The organism is Clostridium sp. AF23-6LB, from assembly GCF_003461085.1.
Classification (GTDB): domain Bacteria; phylum Bacillota; class Clostridia; order Lachnospirales; family Lachnospiraceae; genus Coprococcus; species Coprococcus ammoniilyticus.
Window position 1 is genome coordinate 358153 of the sequence record NZ_QTWK01000003.1, and the last position, 18305, is coordinate 376457.

General features: G+C 39.7%; 18 protein-coding genes. 2 read left to right on the forward strand and 16 right to left on the reverse strand.

What is annotated here, in order from left to right:
- Positions 1-215 precede the first annotated feature (215 nt).
- The 12 genes from DWY07_RS08650 to DWY07_RS08710 form a co-directional block, all read right to left on the reverse strand.
- The gene (locus tag DWY07_RS08650) at positions 216-1118 is read right to left on the reverse strand and encodes an SGNH/GDSL hydrolase family protein (protein ID WP_117822720.1); all 903 of its coding nucleotides are present in this window, start codon (positions 1116-1118) and stop codon (positions 216-218) included.
- Between the two features lie 48 nt (positions 1119-1166).
- Positions 1167-2111 carry a cation diffusion facilitator family transporter gene (locus DWY07_RS08655; RefSeq protein WP_117822722.1) on the reverse strand — a complete coding sequence of 315 codons (945 nt, stop codon included), beginning with the start codon at positions 2109-2111 and terminating at the stop codon, positions 1167-1169.
- Positions 2112-2320: 209 nt separating this feature from the next.
- Positions 2321-4165: a recombinase family protein gene (locus DWY07_RS08660; RefSeq protein WP_242997329.1), complete on the reverse strand. Its 1845-nt coding sequence runs from the start codon at positions 4163-4165 to the stop codon at positions 2321-2323.
- A 45-nt stretch (positions 4166-4210) separates the two neighbouring features.
- Complete coding sequence (locus DWY07_RS13210; protein WP_158563395.1) at positions 4211-4348, reverse strand: hypothetical protein; 138 nt, start codon at positions 4346-4348, stop codon at positions 4211-4213.
- Positions 4341-4706 carry a type II toxin-antitoxin system PemK/MazF family toxin gene (locus tag DWY07_RS08665; protein WP_025577701.1) on the reverse strand — a complete coding sequence of 122 codons (366 nt, stop codon included), beginning with the start codon at positions 4704-4706 and terminating at the stop codon, positions 4341-4343. Before DWY07_RS08665 ends, DWY07_RS13210 begins: the two co-directional genes overlap by 8 nt.
- Positions 4707-5296: 590 nt before the next feature.
- Positions 5297-5773, reverse strand: coding sequence for a sigma-70 family RNA polymerase sigma factor (locus DWY07_RS08675; protein WP_025577699.1), 477 nt, complete (start codon positions 5771-5773; stop codon positions 5297-5299).
- A gap of 490 nt (positions 5774-6263) precedes the next feature.
- The gene (locus tag DWY07_RS08685) at positions 6264-6434 is read right to left on the reverse strand and encodes a cysteine-rich KTR domain-containing protein (protein ID WP_011527997.1); all 171 of its coding nucleotides are present in this window, start codon (positions 6432-6434) and stop codon (positions 6264-6266) included.
- A gap of 104 nt (positions 6435-6538) precedes the next feature.
- The gene (locus DWY07_RS08690; RefSeq protein ID WP_025577697.1) at positions 6539-7555 is read right to left on the reverse strand and encodes a HAMP domain-containing sensor histidine kinase; all 1017 of its coding nucleotides are present in this window, start codon (positions 7553-7555) and stop codon (positions 6539-6541) included.
- 2 nt (positions 7556-7557) lie between these two features.
- The gene (locus tag DWY07_RS08695) at positions 7558-8223 is read right to left on the reverse strand and encodes a response regulator transcription factor (RefSeq protein ID WP_025577695.1); all 666 of its coding nucleotides are present in this window, start codon (positions 8221-8223) and stop codon (positions 7558-7560) included.
- An 82-nt stretch (positions 8224-8305) separates the two neighbouring features.
- On the reverse strand, positions 8306-10867 hold the full coding sequence (locus tag DWY07_RS08700; protein WP_025577694.1) for an ABC transporter permease: 2562 nt from the start codon (positions 10865-10867) through the stop codon (positions 8306-8308).
- A complete protein-coding gene (locus DWY07_RS08705) occupies positions 10857-11543 on the reverse strand; it encodes an ABC transporter ATP-binding protein (protein ID WP_117822724.1) in 687 nt (228 codons plus the stop codon). Before DWY07_RS08705 ends, DWY07_RS08700 begins: the two co-directional genes overlap by 11 nt.
- A gap of 120 nt (positions 11544-11663) precedes the next feature.
- Positions 11664-12194 carry a PadR family transcriptional regulator gene (locus tag DWY07_RS08710; protein WP_009320282.1) on the reverse strand — a complete coding sequence of 177 codons (531 nt, stop codon included), beginning with the start codon at positions 12192-12194 and terminating at the stop codon, positions 11664-11666.
- 128 nt (positions 12195-12322) lie between these two features.
- Here DWY07_RS08710 and DWY07_RS08715 point away from each other — a divergent pair, with 128 nt between their 5' ends.
- Positions 12323-13714 (forward strand): MATE family efflux transporter, encoded by a 1392-nt coding sequence (locus DWY07_RS08715; protein ID WP_025577690.1) that lies wholly within the window; start codon positions 12323-12325, stop codon positions 13712-13714.
- A gap of 54 nt (positions 13715-13768) precedes the next feature.
- Here DWY07_RS08715 and DWY07_RS08720 read toward each other — a convergent pair whose 3' ends face one another.
- The 3 genes from DWY07_RS08720 to DWY07_RS08730 are packed head-to-tail and all read right to left on the reverse strand — an operon-like array spanning position 13769 to position 15883.
- Complete coding sequence (locus tag DWY07_RS08720; RefSeq protein WP_081703188.1) at positions 13769-13963, reverse strand: cysteine-rich KTR domain-containing protein; 195 nt, start codon at positions 13961-13963, stop codon at positions 13769-13771.
- A gap of 1 nt (position 13964) precedes the next feature.
- A complete protein-coding gene (locus tag DWY07_RS08725; protein ID WP_025577688.1) occupies positions 13965-15014 on the reverse strand; it encodes an acyl-CoA--6-aminopenicillanic acid acyl-transferase in 1050 nt (349 codons plus the stop codon).
- A 2-nt stretch (positions 15015-15016) separates the two neighbouring features.
- Complete coding sequence (locus tag DWY07_RS08730; RefSeq protein WP_025577687.1) at positions 15017-15883, reverse strand: AraC family transcriptional regulator; 867 nt, start codon at positions 15881-15883, stop codon at positions 15017-15019.
- A 248-nt stretch (positions 15884-16131) separates the two neighbouring features.
- Here DWY07_RS08730 and DWY07_RS08735 point away from each other — a divergent pair, with 248 nt between their 5' ends.
- Positions 16132-16491 carry a helix-turn-helix transcriptional regulator gene (locus tag DWY07_RS08735; RefSeq protein ID WP_025577685.1) on the forward strand — a complete coding sequence of 120 codons (360 nt, stop codon included), beginning with the start codon at positions 16132-16134 and terminating at the stop codon, positions 16489-16491.
- Between the two features lie 26 nt (positions 16492-16517).
- Here DWY07_RS08735 and DWY07_RS08740 read toward each other — a convergent pair whose 3' ends face one another.
- On the reverse strand, positions 16518-18293 hold the full coding sequence (locus DWY07_RS08740) for a lysozyme family protein (RefSeq protein WP_117822726.1): 1776 nt from the start codon (positions 18291-18293) through the stop codon (positions 16518-16520).
- Between the last annotated feature and the right edge of the window lie 12 nt (positions 18294-18305).

Consider the following 18305-nt stretch of genomic DNA (forward strand, 5'->3'; position numbering starts at 1 on the left):
ATAAAAATATATCCCAAATTCCGGACATATCTTAAACTGTAACATCATACGAAAATGTCTTATTCTGTACTCTAAATATTCTATTTGTTTTTAATTCATTAAACTTGCTGTTCTATTATGAATAAATGCTATTCTATTTCCATTTTACCTGGTAAATAAATGCTGCCTTCTGATCGCATCTTACTTTGTAAGTAAATACTGTGTCTGATTACATCTTACTTTGTAAACAATGCTTCTACAAACACATCTGCGATTAACTGCTGTCCCACTGCAGTCGGATGATCATCTGGATCTATATAATTTTCTGCATTCTGATTATTAAGCACAATATCATTTGAGGAAGCAAATGCTTCATAGCAATCTGCCAGTACAATATTCTTTTCTTTACATACTGTACGAATGATTGTATTTGCCTGACTGATCTTTTCTTCTGCATACTGGCCGATATTGACCGTTATCCCTCCTGCCGATATTTCATAATCCATATTACGATATGGATTATATAATGTCATGATTGCAATCCGGCAATCCGGCGAAGCCTTACGGATCAGATCTATACTATCTGAAAGATTATTATAAAACCGATTCAGATTATCTTCCGCAGACCGGTCTGCCTCCTCAAAGTCCCGGACAAATGTCTTTTTATTAATTTTTTTCCAAAGCAAAGAATCATCTCCTGCACCGGAATATCCATAAAAATAATCTTCATACTGCATAACAAAGAATTCAAACGGAAGAAGTGCATCATTCGTACCAATGCAAAATGTCACATAATCAGCATGGTCTAACAGATCTACCTTGCCTTTCTTGATATTTTGCCACATGTCGCCACTGAGCTGACCATTTACACCTTGATTACATTCGACAACCTGCATCCCCTGTTGTTTCATATAAGCAGCAATCCTTGCAGAAAATCGTTCATTCTCAGCATGTTCTAATGAATATCCATATGTAATCGAATCTCCCAATGCAACATATATAACAGAATCATCCGATACCTGCTCATCTAACTGCAACAATTTTGCATTATTCTTTGTACGACCATGCAATCCCCAGACGATTGCAATAACACATGCCCCGGCTACTGTGATCAGTCCGGCAGCCTTCCATTTCTTCATATCGATCACCTCTGTCTTATATAATAACTTTAAGCCTTTCGTATTATCCTAATCCGGTATAATCTCTATATATACCTGATCGTATTTGTATTTCAGTTCTTGCTTGATCTCATCCCGGACACGATGCAGAATGCTGATATGTATAACGTCTGTTTTATTTCCAATATATACTTCAACCCAAAGCTTCCGTCCGGTCTGGATAACATCTAAGAATGTAACCTCATAGGGATAATCATTCATATGTTTATCCACGATTCCACGTATCTGATTTAAGACATCTTCCTCCGGCGCAAATAAAATCAGATTTTTAATGCTCTGGAAAATCTCCTTTACCGGTTCTTTTATAAGGAGCAGTGCCATAATTACAGCTACTGCAGGATCAATATATGGCGTCAGAAACCGAAATCTCGTTGTAAACAATATCATCTGAACTGCAAATGCTACGGCTACTCCCATACTGCTTATAACATCAAGCTTCCACATATAAAGCTCAGCTTTGATCGTCGTAGACTCATACTTTTTACTGTAATGACCAAGCAACAGATACATGCCTGCACAGCCAAGACATACAAGCAATTCAAATATAGCAATACTGCCGGCATCAACTTCATGTCCACCATGTAATAACAGCTTTATATTTTCAACCATTAGATTGCAGGTAAGTGCTAATAATACACTGTACTTTACCAGTAAAAACAACGATTCTACCTGCGCATATCCATATGGATGCTTCTCTGTCACCGGTTTATAAAGCAGGGGCACAAGCACCAGAAACGGTCCGATCATCACTAAATCCGCTGCATCAAACAAACAATCAGTCCACAAAGAATGGGAATGGGTAAACCATGCCATCACACCTTCCGCTACTATAAACAATACACTTCCAAAAAATGATAGTTGTAATATTCTCTTTTCAATCGTCAGTTTCTCTTTCTTTTCCCTACGTTCTTTCTTTACACTGTTCACTTTTTTCGCACTATTATCTGTCTTCATCTGTTTTCTCTTTCTTGTTTTCTCTTTCTTGTTTTCATCTTTTTCTATTCTTTAATCTCACAACTACCACTATAACACAAAAATCCCGCCCGGCATACACCAAATGGAATTCTTTGTACCGTTCACAATTATATGCAAACATATAATTTTAATTATTAACTGACAAAAAGCCCCTGTTACTGCAATATAACAGTAACAGAGACTTTTTATTATTGACTATTATAATTCACGTTTTCGTGCAGTCTATTATTTGTTAGCGATTGCAGCCTGTGCAGATAGGTAAAAATATGGGGGTTTTTAATGAAATGAGCATTGTCCTCATTCTTTTCCCTATGTACCGAGGAAATCTTTTCGATTTCCTCCAATTTGATAATGCAGTTTTTCTTTCTGCCTTCCGCTGTAAAGGTTGCTTTCACATCTGCTGTCCCATTCAGATTAACATACCAATCAAATGTAGTATCCGATGTCGGTGTTATCAGATATACAAACTGATTGACAACATCGTGGCTGATAGTGCTACCACTAAAATCAATAAAGCTGTTCAGAGTGGAACGGATACCCTCTATATCCAATCCTTTCGGATTGCTTTTTTCCTGTGGAATTTCATCAAGTGCTTTTTGAAGTTTCTTGATTTCTTCATCGACAGGACTTCTCATTGCTTGATACTCGTCCTTGGAAATCTCTCCATCAGCTCTCATAGCAATCAAGTTAGTCAGTCTGCTATTTGCCTTATCCAATTTCGCCTGTATCGTTACCGTATCGGATTGAGTTTCGTTAGATTTTTCTTCCTTATAATAATACTTAATAAGGTCTAACGCAATCAGTACAGACTCTTTTCTCTCCGTCCAGAGATGCTCTAACAAAGCTTTTGCCATAAAATCGAGTTTCCAATCGGTTATCATTCTGCTGTCACAATATCCCTCAGTATCTAAACCGATTTCAGCTCTTTTCCGTTTAATTCCGTTGTTAAGCTGATTGTAGCATTGATAACCGTAAGAGGTTTTTCCGTCCAATTTCGTATGCCATTTATTTTTACGGTATGATGAGCCGCAGGAACAACGTAGCTTATTGACCCATATATCTCGTGAATCACGCTTACTATGTGTGTTTTTCCCTGCCGATACACATACCGGTTTTACTCTACTTTCCCTTATCGCCTGTGCTTTATCCCATATCTCTTGAGAAATAATAGAAGGGAAATCACCCTCAACATATTCATAAGTGGACATATCAAGATTGTTTATTCGCTTCTGCTCTAAAAAGTTATTGCTTCTGGATTTGTTGTAACACTTTGTTCCTGTGTAAGTGGCATTTTTAATCGCTCTCATAATATTTGAAACGCTCCACTTTATAAGTCCAGAAGCTGTTTTCCTTTTTCGCTCCGTCAAAATCTTTGCGATTTTCATCGAGCCATAACCTTGCAGATACAAATCATATATCATTCTGACCGTTTCTGCCTGTTCCTCATTGATAACATAGGTATCTCCAACACGGTCATAACCTAAAATATTACCGTTTCCATAGAGAACACCATTATCACGGCTGATTTTCTGACCTGCTTTTACACGCTCGGAAGTCTTGCGACTTTCTTCCTGTGCCAATGTTGCCATAAGAGATAGCCGCAGTTCTCCATCTCCGTCCATTGTCCAAATATTATCGTCGATAAAAAACACCTCAACGCCTATGCCTTTTAACTCTCTTGTAACAACAAGGGTATCCACAACATTTCGTGCAAAACGGCATACCTCTCTGGTAACAATTAAATCAAATTTACCTTGCTTGGCATCTTCAATCATTTTCAAAAAGGCAGGGCGTTTTTTTGCCTGTGTTCCCGTGATACCTTCATCAATATATCGTTCACAGACCGTCCAGTTCGGATGATATTTTACTTGGTCATCATACCATTGTAACTGATTTTCCAATGCAGATAACTGTGCTTCGTGTTCTGTTGAAACACGACCATAAATAGCAACTTTTCTGGCTCTGTTTCTGTCAAACAGAGAATAATCTGTGAGCTTAAATCTGTAATTATATTCATTTACTGCTGTGTTCATTAAGCATACCTCCAATTCATTTTTCTGAATATATTGTACTGATTATCAAGCCGCCTGTGAAATGTGCGAATTTGCGTGTTTCACGATATTTGTATATGTGGCTTGATTTATCATTCCTTTTTCAAGAAGTATCTCAATGAGTTTCAGAGCCGCTACATTTTTATCTACCTTAATTTCATTCATTATTGACCTCCCTCAAAGAAATACTAATGGCAAGAGCTTTATCGGCTCTTGCCATTATGACTGTGGATAGCATACCAACATATTTACGCAGGCGTTGTTTGTCTATGGTGCGGATTTGTTCAAACAGGATAATTGAGTTCTTATCCAAACCTTCAAAATCATTGATTAAAGTGTGTGTCGGCAATTTTGCTTTAGTGTGTATTCGGCTTGTGATGGGTGCGACAATGACCGTAGGGCTATGCTTATTGCCGACATCGTTTGAAATGATAAGTACAGGTCTTGTTCCGCCTTGCTCCGAGCCGATAACAGGATTTAGATTTGCGTAGTAAATATCTCCACGCTTGATTTTTCTTTCCATTATGTTTGACCTCCCAGATTTATTTAGGCAGGTATGTTCTGCCTATGTAGGCAGCCAAACAAAAGGAAGTATTTAAGGTCGGGAGAGTATAAGCAAAATTTCTGTTCCTATGACTACCTTTTATCTGGCTTTATGATAGGAGCATTTCAATTTGTCCTCGACACCCCGAAATGCTATGGGAAGTCGCCAAACGGTCAGTAGCGAACTGACACCACGGGAGTTCCACCCCTCTGACGGTCTGCCAGAGCCGCCCTCATTGCCTGCGACGGTTTGATCACGCTCGGACTGTGACTGGACGGGAGTACCATTATTCTCTTTGTGGGTTATGGCGAAATCGGAAGCAATCCGATATTTTCAGTCGGTAATGAATGAGATCACCCCCTTTCATCGCTCGCTGCTTCTTAACAGGTCTTGGCGTACCGCTGCACACGCTTATGCTCATCACAATCACAAAGAGGAAGTATTTGGCGAATGGATATTCGGTTGTCAAGGATCACTCCCGTTTTCGCCACACAAAGCAAAACAGGTGGAAGGAATTTAATCCCTCTCACCTGTTTGCTCACTTAAAAGCGGTTTCGTATAGGCTAAAATTAAAATTTTTCAAAAAGTTTTTTTAACTTCTTTAGTGCAATGTCAACGCTTCCTTTAACCGCCATTTTGGTGCATCCCTCCAACTTGGCAATCTGCTCATAGGACAACTCTCCGAAAAAGTACAACAGCAGCCTGCGTCTTTGTGTTTCGGGCAGTTTTGATATTGCCTTATGTAGCAGTTCGTATTCGATGCACCTTGAAACGGTTTCCTCAAGACTTTCTTCCTTATAAAAAACTCGGTCATTCAAGGAGTTTTCTGTCAACTCGGAGTGTTCAATGTGCCTGCTCACCCGATTAAGATAGGAAATATCCTCAAGCTCAAAACGGTTAAACAGGTCATACAGCACTTTCTCTATTTCAATATTTTGCATAACACCCCGCCCATCTTTAAAAGAGAGGTAATATCTGCCCTCTACAATCATCAGCGTATAAGGGTTATGCTTGTCCTTTTTTCGGTTAGGATGTTTTTCATTCATTCTTTGTTCCTCCAATCAATCTGAATTTTTGAAATTTCAGATTGATCGGCGGTGAACGACACCCTACGCCACAAACAGGCTTACGACTTAATTCAACAAAAAACGACAAAAGAAAAACCGCAAAGGCTGTCAAACCCTTACGGTTATAAGAAATAACAATTCTATTATATAGATATTTAACATCTACTTTTGGAACATAATTTCCCCAAATGGAGATAAGAATTTTTTTAACAGATTATTCTCATCTCTATCGAACGGTATGTAAATAACTGCTGCTTAAAATCAGCAGCACAGTGTTATCAGACCAACACATAAGAAATCCCTCCAAACTTGAAACAGGTCTGGAGGGATAAAATAGCCATCTGAGCATGACAAAATTGCCCACCAAAACACCGTTTTTTTTATTTGGCGGACTTGTCAAATTCTATATTCATGTAAAAAAAGAGCCGATGACTTATGAGGTTATCTCACAAGTTCATCGGCTCTGCGTCTATGCGTCTGGCTCTTTGATGACGGTTATATGTAATTTCTTTGCATTTATTAAAGTTTCTTTCTTACATTTCGGACAGTAAAGAGGATAATTCTTTAAAACAGTATCTTCTCTAACTCTATCACGGGTTTTGTTGCCACAAATCGGGCAAATTATCCATTCTGAAATCATAAATTATCCATCTCCATTTATCATGTTTTATTTAATCTTTCTATTTTATATTTACTATCTTGACAAATTCATATCGTACACTTATCTGGAATTACTATTATTCTCTAAACTTTTTTCAAGAATAAAGAAAATATCGTACCTTTTTCATCGGATGCCACCTTGATATACCCGTTCTGCTTATTCACAATATCACGGGTAAGATATAAACCGATCCCTACACCGTCAACTCCTGCTGACTGCTTTCCACGGTAAAATCTGCCGAAGATTTTTGCCTGTTCTTCTTCAGGAATGCCAATTCCGTTATCGGATACATCCAATCGCAAATACGATGGATATTCGGTGATTTTCAAGTCCACAACTCCTCCGCTTGGTGTATATTTCACAGCATTGTCAAGTACATTGGTAACAGCTTCTGCCGTCCAGTTAAAATCAAGCAGGGCTTCAAAGGTCTGCCCACAATCAAAGGTAATCGTAATATTTTTATCCCTTGCTTTGGCATAAACCGTTTTTACCGCTTGCATAACAATATCATTTAAACTGCTTTGTTCAGGTTTTAATCGGATAATGCCACTTTCCAAACGGGACATTTTAATCAAACTGTTTGTCAAAAAAGTCAGCTTTTCAAGGGACATCTGCAAGGTGGCAATATATTCCCTTCTCTCCTCATCGGATAACCCTGTATCACCTAATAACTGTGCAAAGGTGTTTGCCGCTGCTACGGGCGTTTTAATTTGATGCGAAATATCGGAGATTAAAGTTTTAATCTGTTCTTTCTCCTGTGTCAGCATTTGATTCTGTGCCTTTAAAATATTGCGGAGTTTTAGAAGTTGATGCTGCAGCCGTGCGGTCAGGGTATCCTCAGCTTCTGAAAAGACCGTCCGTTCCTGCTGTTCTACCAATGCTTCAATGAGCAGCGTAATCTCCTCTAACAGATTATCATTATAGCGGTTGTGCAGAAAGTCCAGCAGGAACAACAGACCCCCAAAAAATACAAATGCAAAAGAGATAAAAAGCGTACGGAAAAGGATGTCCTCCATAAAAAAGAACACACCAACAGATACCACCGCTGTAGCAGTACCTATAATTAAAATCAGTTTTCTATAAATCACAAAATGCTTCATCGTCATTCTCCAAAAGAGTAGCCCATGCCAAAAACTGTTACAATGTATTCCTGCTTTTCATCATTCAGTTTCTGCCTTAGCCGCTTAATATTCACACGCACGGTATTATCATCAACAAAGTTTCCATCTATATCCCAAAGCTGTTCCAAAAGCATTGCCTTTGTAACAACCCTTCCCCTGTTTTCCATTAGATAAAGGAGCAATTTGTATTCTGTTGAGGTCAAATGTATTTCCTGTCCCTTCATCAAAACAAGACACTTTTCTTTATCTAACTCTAAATCTCTGTATTTCATACGAAATTTTCCTACGCCACTTCGTTTTAGAACTGCCAATACTTTTTTCCGTAAAACTTCGATAGAAAAAGGCTTTGATATATAATCATCACAACCCACGCCAAACCCTTCCAACATATCTTCTTCCGTATCATTAGCAGTTAGAAATAATACGGGTGTTTCCGATGTTTCACGAATTTTTTCACAAAATTCCAAACCATTGCCGTCAGGCAGGTTAATATCAAGCAGAAACAAATCATACTTTTGTTTTTGGTATTGCTTCAATGCTTCCAAATACCCATAGACTGCTGTGACCATATGCTCGTCTTTTTTTAGGGCGATAGAAATACCCTTGCTCAGAATTTTGTCATCTTCAAGTAGAAAAATATTTGCCATAGCCGCAAAACGCACCACCTTCCTCAATATACAAAATTGCAGGAACAGACGCAGCAATGCTGCGTCCGTCCCACAACCTCATTTAACTATCAAAATTGTGCAGTCTTTCAATGACCGTTTCATCAGAAGTTGCCTTGTAAACAATGGCAGGAACGCTTAAGCAAATTACAAAGATTGCTGCGATCAAACCGATGACAAGTGCAACAGGGTATTTAAATACTGCATAGTTTGCCATATGCGGAACTGCATCTGCCACCAACATTAGGAACGCATTACCAAAAGTCATAATCAGCAGAGTAGAAATCAGAGCATAAATACCGCCTTCTAAGGTCAATATCTTCCTGATCTGCTTTTTCGTTGTTCCGATACTTTCCATAATGGCAAATTCATTTTTCCTTGCCACCACACCCGTCAACATAACATTTACAAAGTTAATCAAGCCGATGACAATGAGCAGAATTGCAGCACCGTTTCCCAGCAAGCTCAAAGAGTAGTTCATCTGGTTATATAGTTCTTTCTGATTCACGGAAGATTTCAGCTGCCACTCCGATGTGGTCAAGGTACTGTTGATCGCCTGTAATTCGCTGTCAATTCGCTCTAAATCGTTGAAATTCTTAATGTCAACGCCGATTGCGGAAATTATTGGTTCTTTTGTCAGGCGTTCCATACCCGCTTCGCTGACAAAGATAACATCTGGCACCATATTTATTTCTTTGCGTCTGCCAATACCTTCTGAAAGAGTATTATCATAATCGTCATAGTAAAAAGCTCCGCCAATTTTGAAATCAGTTGCCTTGCCGTCTGTACTGTCGGCAGTTAGTGTCAATGTTTCACCCACTAAAGCGGTATTAGGAGCGTTATATTCGGTATCTTTTCCTGCAATCGCTGTTTCGCCACGCTTAAATGCTTCCATGTCAATAGGCGTATCAGGATGCTCTGCATTGTATTCTTCCAGTACCCTGTCGTCTGGAAGCGTTGTAATATAGCAGCCATAGTCACCAGATTCAGCGTACCCTTTCAGTGTTTCTATCGTCTGTTCATAGGACTGCCCCTTTGCTTTATATTTGCTGTCCTCATATTTGATTTTCATAAAGCCTTCTAAATCGTTTTCATTAAAGTCAATACCTGCCCAGACTGTTTTTTGAACATCTATATTTTTAATACCGTCAAGCTGCTTGATTTGTTCTACAAAGTGTTCGTCAAACTGCGGTACTTCTTTATTGAGCTGTTCATACTGCTCAAACTGAATATCAGTGTATTCAAAGTTATAGTCCATATATTCCTTAATAAAGTTCTCAGCCGACATACTGCTTATAACCCCATTTACGCCTAAAATCATAGTAATTCCCATAAACAAGGACATAAACACAAGGGCAGCACGCTTTTTGTCACGGAATACATTATGAAATGCCATCACATGCAGCTTGCCACCATTGGTGGAATTTCTGCTTTTTGTTTTCTTCGGTGCAAAATTCTGAAACTTCAATGCTTCTATTGGCGAAATTTTTGCAGCCGCTTTTGCGGGAGCATTGCAGGCAATCCAAACGGTTACTGCTGAAAAGATTACGGACAAAATATAGATAGATGGATGGAAAAACACTTCGGCATCCATCATCGACTTGCCCTGTTCAAAACCCTCGTTCAACACAAATGGAACAATTCCAAAGGAAACAGCGGTGGCTAACAAAATACCAATCGGGATACCAATGCAAGCAAACTTAACTGCCTGATTTTTTACCAGTGATTTAATCTGTTTTTGCGTTGTTCCAAGCGTTTTCATCAAACCGTAAAAACGGGTATCATTTGAAATGGATATATACAAAACATTGTAAATAAGGAGATACCCGCTGCCAATAATAAAGAATACCAATAGGATTACCATTGCAATCACTGAACCGCTTGATGATTTCATGGAAACCGCACCGCCGAAAGATTGATTTTCGTTAAGCTCCACATCTTTTTGAATACGATAAAAATCATCAGGCATTTTATTCAACGACAAAGAAAGAACGCCGTCCTCTGCCATTGTATAGCCTGCATTTTTGCAATACGCTTCGGAAACAAAGCCCATTCCCGTGCCTGTATAGGAATGAAACCATCCGCTTAAAGTGAAATTTTTTTCCTGCTGACCGTTTTTATCATAATAGGACAGAGGGATTTCCATATTCAGCTTCGGCTCTTTCATTCCAAGCTGTGAAAGAGCATCCTTTGACAGCATAATTTCATTTTCATTTGAGGGATATTTCCCTTCTATATCTTTGATTGTTTCTTTATAGTGTTTATCCCATTCAGTAGTGTCGTAATACGAAAGTGCGATAGAAAGATCACGCCCCTCATCGTTCTTCTCGGCAACCGAGCCGACCATATACTGCGTACCGACGGTTTTAACATATTCCAAATTCTTAATCTGCTGTTCCTGCTTTTCTGTCGGCATCGCAAGGGAAGCATTAGCGGTCGTGCCTGCGGTACGCACCTGCATTAACTTCATATTTTCCATATAGTTAATGCCCAAACTAAACACGGTAGTAATCATAAATGTAGTGAGAACGATCGCAAACACCGCAAACAGGTTACGAATACGGTTTGCTTTCATCATTCCCTTTTCTACTCGCTTAACTGCTTTTTTATTTCGGTTAGCGTGCATATCTGACACCTCCCGAAACAACCTTGCCATCCTCAATGCGGATTGTGCGGTCTGCCATTTGAGCGATTTCCTCATTGTGCGTGATCATAATGGTGGTTTGGTGGAACTGACGGCTAATCGACTGCATCAGCAAAATAACATCCATACTTGTTTTTGAGTCCAAATTTCCAGTCGGCTCATCGGCAAGGATAATGGCAGGCTTTGTCGCAAGGGCACGGGCAATCGCAACCCTCTGCTGCTGACCACCTGAAAGACTATTCGGCATATTCTTAAGCTTTTGTTCCAAGCCAAGAGTATGGATAATCTCTTTTACAAATCTTGTATCGGTCTTGCCACCATCGATCTCAATAGGGTACACAATGTTCTCATACACATTAAGAACAGGAAGCAGATTATAATTCTGAAAAACAAAGCCAATGTTTCGACGCCTAAAAATCGTCAGTTCCTCGTCTTTCATTTTCAACAGTTCTTTTCCTCGGATAGTAACACTACCAGAAGTAGGACGGTCTAACCCACCAATCATGTTGAGTAGTGTAGATTTACCGCTGCCCGATGTACCGATAACAGCAACAAATTCGCCTTCCTCTACGGAAATGGATACCCCATCCAAAGCATGGACTTCGTTTTCTCCGCTTCCGTATATCTTTCGTAAATCTTTTGTTTCAAGTATTGCCATATTAAAACCTCCAAATTTCTGTTTTTATTTTGTAAATTCAGTATAGCAACCACTTCTTACAATCTCATTACAATCCAAACTAAAAAATAACAGCATTTCTTTTGTTCCTACCATGCACTTTTACGAATTGATTTCTTTTTTTAATGAAGCAATCCACTCCTCTATTGCCTCTGCCAATGTGTATTGTTGCCGTAAAACTGCCATACCCGTAACAGGAATATCTTCTTTACTCTTTTTCAAAGCAATATTTTCTTCCAGATATTTTTTCAATACCTCCATACTGCTCTCAATATTATCCAGACATTCTTGCTGTCTTTCTCTGGACATACTGTCCAGATTTACAATGACAGCATTAAAATCCAAAAAAATGTTTATCGGCTTACAGGATATTTCAAGCATCAATTTTTCAAACTGCTGTTTCCCTTTTTCAGTTAAAGAATACACTGATTTTTCTGGCATTTTACCCTCTTTTTCTATATGACTTGAAATATATCCTTTTTCCTCCAACTGGATAACCTTTTTATAAATAGACGGGGTACTAATTTTTACCCATTTTGAAATATTGCGGTACTCTACCAACTTTTGAAGGTCATACGCACTCAGAGGTTCTTTCTTTAACATTCCCAAAACAATTAAGTCAATGGTCGCCATATCAATTTCCTCCTTTACTCTCTTGACAACTACTATAAATTATAGTAGAATACCACTTGCGTTTCAACTGCTATAATTTATAGTAGTATATTTTATTCTATTTGTCAAGTGAAAGGAGAAAGAACACTATGGACAATCAAAACAGAAAATTGGAGTTATTGGGCAATGCTCCAATTCCAAAAGCCCTTTTAGCTATGGGTATTCCAACAATGATTGGTATGCTCATCAACGCCTTGTACAATCTTGTTGATGCCTATTTTGTAGGTGGCTTAGGCGAAAGTCAAATGGCTGCCATCTCGGTTGTGTATCCTCTCGGTCAAGTAGTCGTCGGCTTAGGATTACTTTTTGGCAATGGGGCAGCATCCTACATTTCTCGACTGTTAGGACAAAGAAATAAGGATCAGGCAAACAAAGTGGCAAGCACTGCACTATATAGCAGTCTTGTTGTCGGTGCAATTATGATTGTTTTATCAATCCTCTTTTTGAACCCCATTCTAAGACTTTTAGGTGCAACAGAAAGTGTCCTTCCTTATGCGGCTACCTATGCCGGTATTTACATTGTTTCTTGCATTTTCAATGTTTTTAATGTCACAATGAACAATATCGTGACAAGTGAAGGAGCAGCAAAAACTACAATGTGTGCCTTGTTGTTAGGTGCAGTCCTCAATATCGGGTTAGATCCATTATTTATATACACTTTTAATTTTGGTGTTGCAGGAGCTGCTATTGCCACAGCAATTTCTCAGGTAGTATCTACTCTTGTGTATCTGTTTTATATTTTCAGACAAAAAAGTGCTTTTCAGTTTAGAATAAAGGACTGTACCTTTTCTAAAGAAATTCTATCTGAAATTTTCAAAATTGGCGTTCCGACACTTGTATTTCAATTATTAACAAGTATTTCTATCTCTCTAATAAACAATGCCGCTGGTAATTACGGCGATTCAGCCATAGCGGGAATGGGCGTTGTTACCCGTCTTATATCTATGGGCAGCTTAACAGTATTTGGTTTTATCAAAGGTTTTCAACCGATTGCAGGTTACAGTTATGGGGCGAAAAAATTTGATCGTCTGCGTACTGCAATCAAAATTTCCATCTTATGGTCAACTATTTTTTGTGTGATCGTAGGTTTATTATTCAGTCTGTTTTCTACGACCATTGTTTCACAGTTTACAACTGGAAACACAGAAATGATTCACATTGGAGCTTCCTCTTTAAGAGTAAACGGTATTACATTTATGCTGTTTGGATACTACACGGTATATTCCTCTTTATTCCTTGCTCTTGGAAAAGGAAAAGAAGGGTTTATTCTTGGAGCTTGCCGACAAGGTATCTGCTTCATTCCCGTTATCTTAATTTTTCCATTTATATGGGGATTAAACGGTATTTTATATGCACAGCCGATTGCCGATGTTCTCTCTGCACTTATTACAGTATTTATGGCAATCCCTTTGCATAGAAGTTTAGCTGTTGCCGAACAGAAAATGAAGATAACAGCTTCTATCCCCTGTGACAGGCAATAAAATCAAGCATAAAAGTAGTAACAGAGCCGATGAACTGTGAAAGCTTTCTCAAGTTCATCGGCTCTGCGTCTGTGCGTCTGGCTCTTTGATGACGGTTACTTGTAAATTCTCGACTTCAATTAAAGTTTCCTGTCTACATTTCGGGCAGTAAAGAGGATAGTTTTTCAAAACTGTGTCTTCTCTGATTTTGTTTCGGGTTTTGTTCCCACAAAGAGGACATAAAATCCATTGGGAATTTATACTCAGCATATTATCCTCGCCTTATAAGGTCATGTAACCGATTATCTGTAACAAATTTCTTTTTTCTGGGGTCACCCTCTGCACGATAGATTACTAAGCTGTCTAAATCAAATATTGAACTCCAAACTGTTTCAAAATCTGGCTCATCATCATATTGGCACATAAACCCATAATCACCTTTTAAGAGATGTTCGGTAGTTTCAATGTATTCATCTTTTATGCGTTCCGAAGAAAAGCTGTCTAATACTGTCCTGTAACGCCTGTGCGAGTCATAATCATTTCCTTTTGCATCGTCATATGGTTTCATCTCATCAGATGTAAAACTATTAACAGTACAAACAATACTGCCATTTTCAAAAATTTCTGCCGCCCGAACTTTTTTGAGAATTGGCGTACATTCAACCACTACCATATTGCCTTTTTTATCTGCAAGTAAAATATTGCAGTTAGAAGATACTGGCAAGCCCATAAGAAGGGAAACCGCCTGTTCGGTATTATCTGCCTTTTCAAGCAAATATCTTACAATAAAGCAAGAATTGAAACCTGCTTTTATCTTTTCAAGGTCGGTCATTACAAAAGTCATTGCTACAGCAAATCCGTGTTCATTCACTCCTTCTTCGCCGTTAATGAAAGAGGAAGTAGTGATATTGAACCTGTTTCCATTTTTCGGTGCATAGATTTCACTTTTGCTTCCTTCACGCAGATAAGGTGGTAAGTCATTATTTCTACCGTATATTGTTCTGCCATTGCTTGAATATGCAAAAGCAGTACAGCCCCTAACCTCAACGGGGATGTTGTTCTCCAAGTTATACATACAGCAGCCCATACACAACATCCAAGAAATGAAGTGTAGATAATCTGTGCCAATGGCGTCACTTACGCCTCTTACTTCCTCACATATCTCTGGGAAAAACTTTCTTAAAATTTCTTCGCTTTGTTTCCCGTGTTCCAATTGAAAATTATCCAACTGGAGTGGAAAGGAAATATGAGCTTTTTGAAATATGTTTCCTCTTTTTACGCCCATCTGATAATGGTCGCCTTTTAATCTTAAATGATACATACTTAAATCTCCTTTGCTTTTTTGATTGCAATCCACACCTCGGAATGTCCTTTGGATGGCTGTCCTTTGCAGACTGGATATATTTCAACATCTGGAAGTCCTGCATATTCATAACCAGAAAACGGTAGAAATTCTGTCAAAAATCTGCGAAAAACACTCTGCACATCTTCCTTAAATACTCCGTCGTTTTCAAAAACAACCCACATACCCTCTGGTATCATGTATTCTACCATTCCCTCTGGCACGGGAATGTTGCTCGAAACAGCGATATAATAATATATATCCTCTGGATTATTATAAACGCTGACTCCTAAAATGCCGTCTGGATTTTTGTTTGATAGCTCTGCTAATTTGGAGATACTGCCATCCAATACTGCCTTTTTCCAGAACGCAGGAACATTCCGCATATTTTCCTCTGCATCTTCAACAAGAGGTATTCTAATTCCTATAATGCGAATACTTTTCTTTTCTTCAATGTGATATGCCATTGCACTGCCTCCCAAAACTATTATAGAAAATTGGATTGATGGATATGCACACAAGGTACATCCCATACTTTTTGCCGCTATAGGTGCTATCCCGTGTACGCTTTGAAAAGCACGGTTAAAGGATGTTGGAGATGAATACCCGTATTTGTGAGCAACATCAATAACCTTATTATCTGTTCTTTGTAACTCAAATGCAGCCTGTGTCATTTTACGGCGGCGTATGTACTCTGATAGTGACACTCCTGATACATAAGAAAAAATCCGTTGAAAATAATATGTTGAACAACAAGCTATATGAGCTGCTTCATCATAGGATATTTCCTTGTCTAAGTTTTCCTCTATGTAATCAATGGCTGCTCCAAGTCTTTTCAACCATTCCATTTACTTACCTCCTCATATATAAGCATACAAGAATACGAGCATATTTTCCTCGCTTTTCATGTCCGCTTTTGTAAACTTATCTATAGTTTATCCGAATAAAAAATTAGTTTCAAGTATGTCAAGCGTGCTTTAATCTCTTGTTACAAGAGATTAAACTTCCTATGCCAAGAGATTTCACATTGTTTAACTGGAAGCCGCATCTCTGTAAAATATAAGAGTAAAATTTTCAGAGAATAGGTGGTGAGCTAATGGACGAAAGGAACAATAATTTTGACTTCGATTTTACTCCGATAGGACAGGCTATCAAAAAAGCCCGTGAAGCCAGAGGGATGACAAGGGAGCAACTATCTGGAATAATCGGCTATGCTCCCAGACATATTCAGTCTATCGAAAACGAGGGGCAGTATCCAAGTATCGAGCTATTTATCCAACTTATTACGATGTTCGATGTGTCGGTTGACGAGTACATATTCCCAGATAATGAGGTCAAGAAAAGTTCCGTCCGCAGACGCTTAGACGCACAGCTCGACAATTTAGACGATAAAGAACTGTCCGTTATAGAAGCAACTGTTATCGGACTATGTAAGGCAAAAGAGCCAGAGGAATAAACCTCTGGTTTTTCTTTTGCCCATTCTTAATAGGCAGGAACGCCGTAGCCATAGATGGAGCTGCTTCCAACCGTATATTGCTTTTGCCTGCAAGCGTCGCCAGAGTTACCCTCCACGGTGTAAACGACACCGTTTTCGCATTTCTCTACAATTCCTACATGGTCAGTTTCTCCATCGCCTTCCCAATCAAAAAAGATAATATCGCCCGCCTGCGGGTCGTAGTTTCTGTCTTGCCATTGTCCGTTACCCTTAAACCAATTTGAGCCGTCCACGCAGCCAGAAAATTTAGGGATAATCCCGCTCTCAATATATCCGCATTGGTCGGCACACCATGACACAAAGCAGGCACACCATTCCACACGCCCATCAAAGCCATACCAACTCCAATAAGGCTGACCGCCCTCATTGCCGAGCTGTGTCAAAGCGACTTCCACAATCGCCTGGTTACCGCCGCTTGTGAATGCCCGCCCGTATGGATAATACCGCAGCACATGGGCGGGATACTGCGTGTCGCCATAGCTGTCCCAACCTAACCGTGCCGCCTGCATGGTGGAGAACTCTACCGCATTGGCATAGGAATAGCCGCCATAGTTGGTCTTAGCCCACGAGATATATCCATTGCCGAAATTGTAACCCTGCAAGGCAAGTTTGATATGCTCCATATCAATCGGATTTTCCACCTCGGCAGAGATAAGGGCAGCCTTTAATTCCTGCACCCCGCACTCAATCGAATATTCTGGGTCTTGTATCCCATTCGGCTCGTGTGGATACCTTGTGTTAAAGCTGCCTTCCGCCGCCTGCATCGGGTCAAGTCCACGCCCGCCAGATTCCTGCATCATTACTGCCTTGATAAGCTCCACATATTCGGGAATACCATACTGTTTGGCATATTTCTGTATCAAAGGCTCATAGGCTTCCACCTCTGCACTGACAGGGGTATAGGCGTTGCTCCCGCTTCCGCCGCCAAACAGGGAAACAGCACAGCCGAGCAGGACAACAATGAGAATAATCACAACTGTAATCCAACCACCTGCAATTAAAGCGGAAATCAGAGCTTTTGTTCCTGCAATAATCGCCTTGACCGCAGCTATGGTGGCTCTGACCGTCGCTTTGGTTGCTTCGGCGGTTGCCTTTGCGGTGGCTTTTGCCGCCTGTGCCGCCTTTTGAACAGTTTTCGCAGAAGCCTTTGCCGCTGCCTGTGCTGTTTTTACCGAGGTTTCCGTCGTTTTGATTGCCGCCTTAGAAGTTGCCTGTGCGGTTTTAATTCCCTTTTCGGTTGTCTTGACCGTTCCCTTAGCAGTTGCTTTCACCGCTTTTTCTGTATTTCGGGCTGTGGTCTTAATCATTTTTTGCCCCTGCTGTCGGGTCTTTATCAACTGCGATTTTGCTGTCTGGGAAACATCGGGGGCAGAAGAACGGCTTGCAGCCCCGTGACGGATCTGCAAGCCGTGTTGTTCTGACATATTCTGTGCTGCTTTCTGTTCTGCGGCTTTGACAGCCCGACTTTTCTTGAAATCGCTTATTTTATCTTTTGCCTTACCGATATTCTTCTGCGTTGTCTTGACTGCCTTTTGCCCCTGCTTATTGAACTGGTGGATACCTTCGTCTTTTACACGGTCTGCCGCATAAGAAATCCTATCCGCAGCATATTCTGTGGCAGAGTTTTCATCAGCGTAATATCCCTGTTCCGCTTTTTCCTTTATCCCTACATAGGCAGACTTCATACGCTCACTGGCTATGGCGGCTTTATCTATGGTCTTTATCGTGCCTTTAACCGCATCTCTGGTTTTAATATCAGCCATAGAAAACCTCCT

What these genes read in the sequence shown, in the direction of transcription:
- DWY07_RS08650 (WP_117822720.1), bottom strand. Translation starts at nt 1,118, where the DNA reads ATGAAGAAATGGAAGGCTGCCGGACTGATCACAGTAGCCGGGGCATGT.
- DWY07_RS08655 (WP_117822722.1), bottom strand. Translation starts at nt 2,111, where the DNA reads ATGAAGACAGATAATAGTGCGAAAAAAGTGAACAGTGTAAAGAAAGAA.
- DWY07_RS08660 (WP_242997329.1), bottom strand. Translation starts at nt 4,165, where the DNA reads ATGAACACAGCAGTAAATGAATATAATTACAGATTTAAGCTCACAGAT.
- DWY07_RS13210 (WP_158563395.1), bottom strand. Translation starts at nt 4,348, where the DNA reads ATGAATGAAATTAAGGTAGATAAAAATGTAGCGGCTCTGAAACTCATT.
- DWY07_RS08665 (WP_025577701.1), bottom strand. Translation starts at nt 4,706, where the DNA reads ATGGAAAGAAAAATCAAGCGTGGAGATATTTACTACGCAAATCTAAAT.
- DWY07_RS08675 (WP_025577699.1), bottom strand. Translation starts at nt 5,773, where the DNA reads ATGAATGAAAAACATCCTAACCGAAAAAAGGACAAGCATAACCCTTAT.
- DWY07_RS08685 (WP_011527997.1), bottom strand. Translation starts at nt 6,434, where the DNA reads ATGATTTCAGAATGGATAATTTGCCCGATTTGTGGCAACAAAACCCGT.
- DWY07_RS08690 (WP_025577697.1), bottom strand. Translation starts at nt 7,555, where the DNA reads ATGAAGCATTTTGTGATTTATAGAAAACTGATTTTAATTATAGGTACT.
- DWY07_RS08695 (WP_025577695.1), bottom strand. Translation starts at nt 8,223, where the DNA reads ATGGCAAATATTTTTCTACTTGAAGATGACAAAATTCTGAGCAAGGGT.
- DWY07_RS08700 (WP_025577694.1), bottom strand. Translation starts at nt 10,867, where the DNA reads ATGCACGCTAACCGAAATAAAAAAGCAGTTAAGCGAGTAGAAAAGGGA.
- DWY07_RS08705 (WP_117822724.1), bottom strand. Translation starts at nt 11,543, where the DNA reads ATGGCAATACTTGAAACAAAAGATTTACGAAAGATATACGGAAGCGGA.
- DWY07_RS08710 (WP_009320282.1), bottom strand. Translation starts at nt 12,194, where the DNA reads ATGGCGACCATTGACTTAATTGTTTTGGGAATGTTAAAGAAAGAACCT.
- DWY07_RS08715 (WP_025577690.1), top strand. Translation starts at nt 12,323, where the DNA reads ATGGACAATCAAAACAGAAAATTGGAGTTATTGGGCAATGCTCCAATT.
- DWY07_RS08720 (WP_081703188.1), bottom strand. Translation starts at nt 13,963, where the DNA reads ATGCTGAGTATAAATTCCCAATGGATTTTATGTCCTCTTTGTGGGAAC.
- DWY07_RS08725 (WP_025577688.1), bottom strand. Translation starts at nt 15,014, where the DNA reads ATGTATCATTTAAGATTAAAAGGCGACCATTATCAGATGGGCGTAAAA.
- DWY07_RS08730 (WP_025577687.1), bottom strand. Translation starts at nt 15,883, where the DNA reads ATGGAATGGTTGAAAAGACTTGGAGCAGCCATTGATTACATAGAGGAA.
- DWY07_RS08735 (WP_025577685.1), top strand. Translation starts at nt 16,132, where the DNA reads ATGGACGAAAGGAACAATAATTTTGACTTCGATTTTACTCCGATAGGA.
- DWY07_RS08740 (WP_117822726.1), bottom strand. Translation starts at nt 18,293, where the DNA reads ATGGCTGATATTAAAACCAGAGATGCGGTTAAAGGCACGATAAAGACC.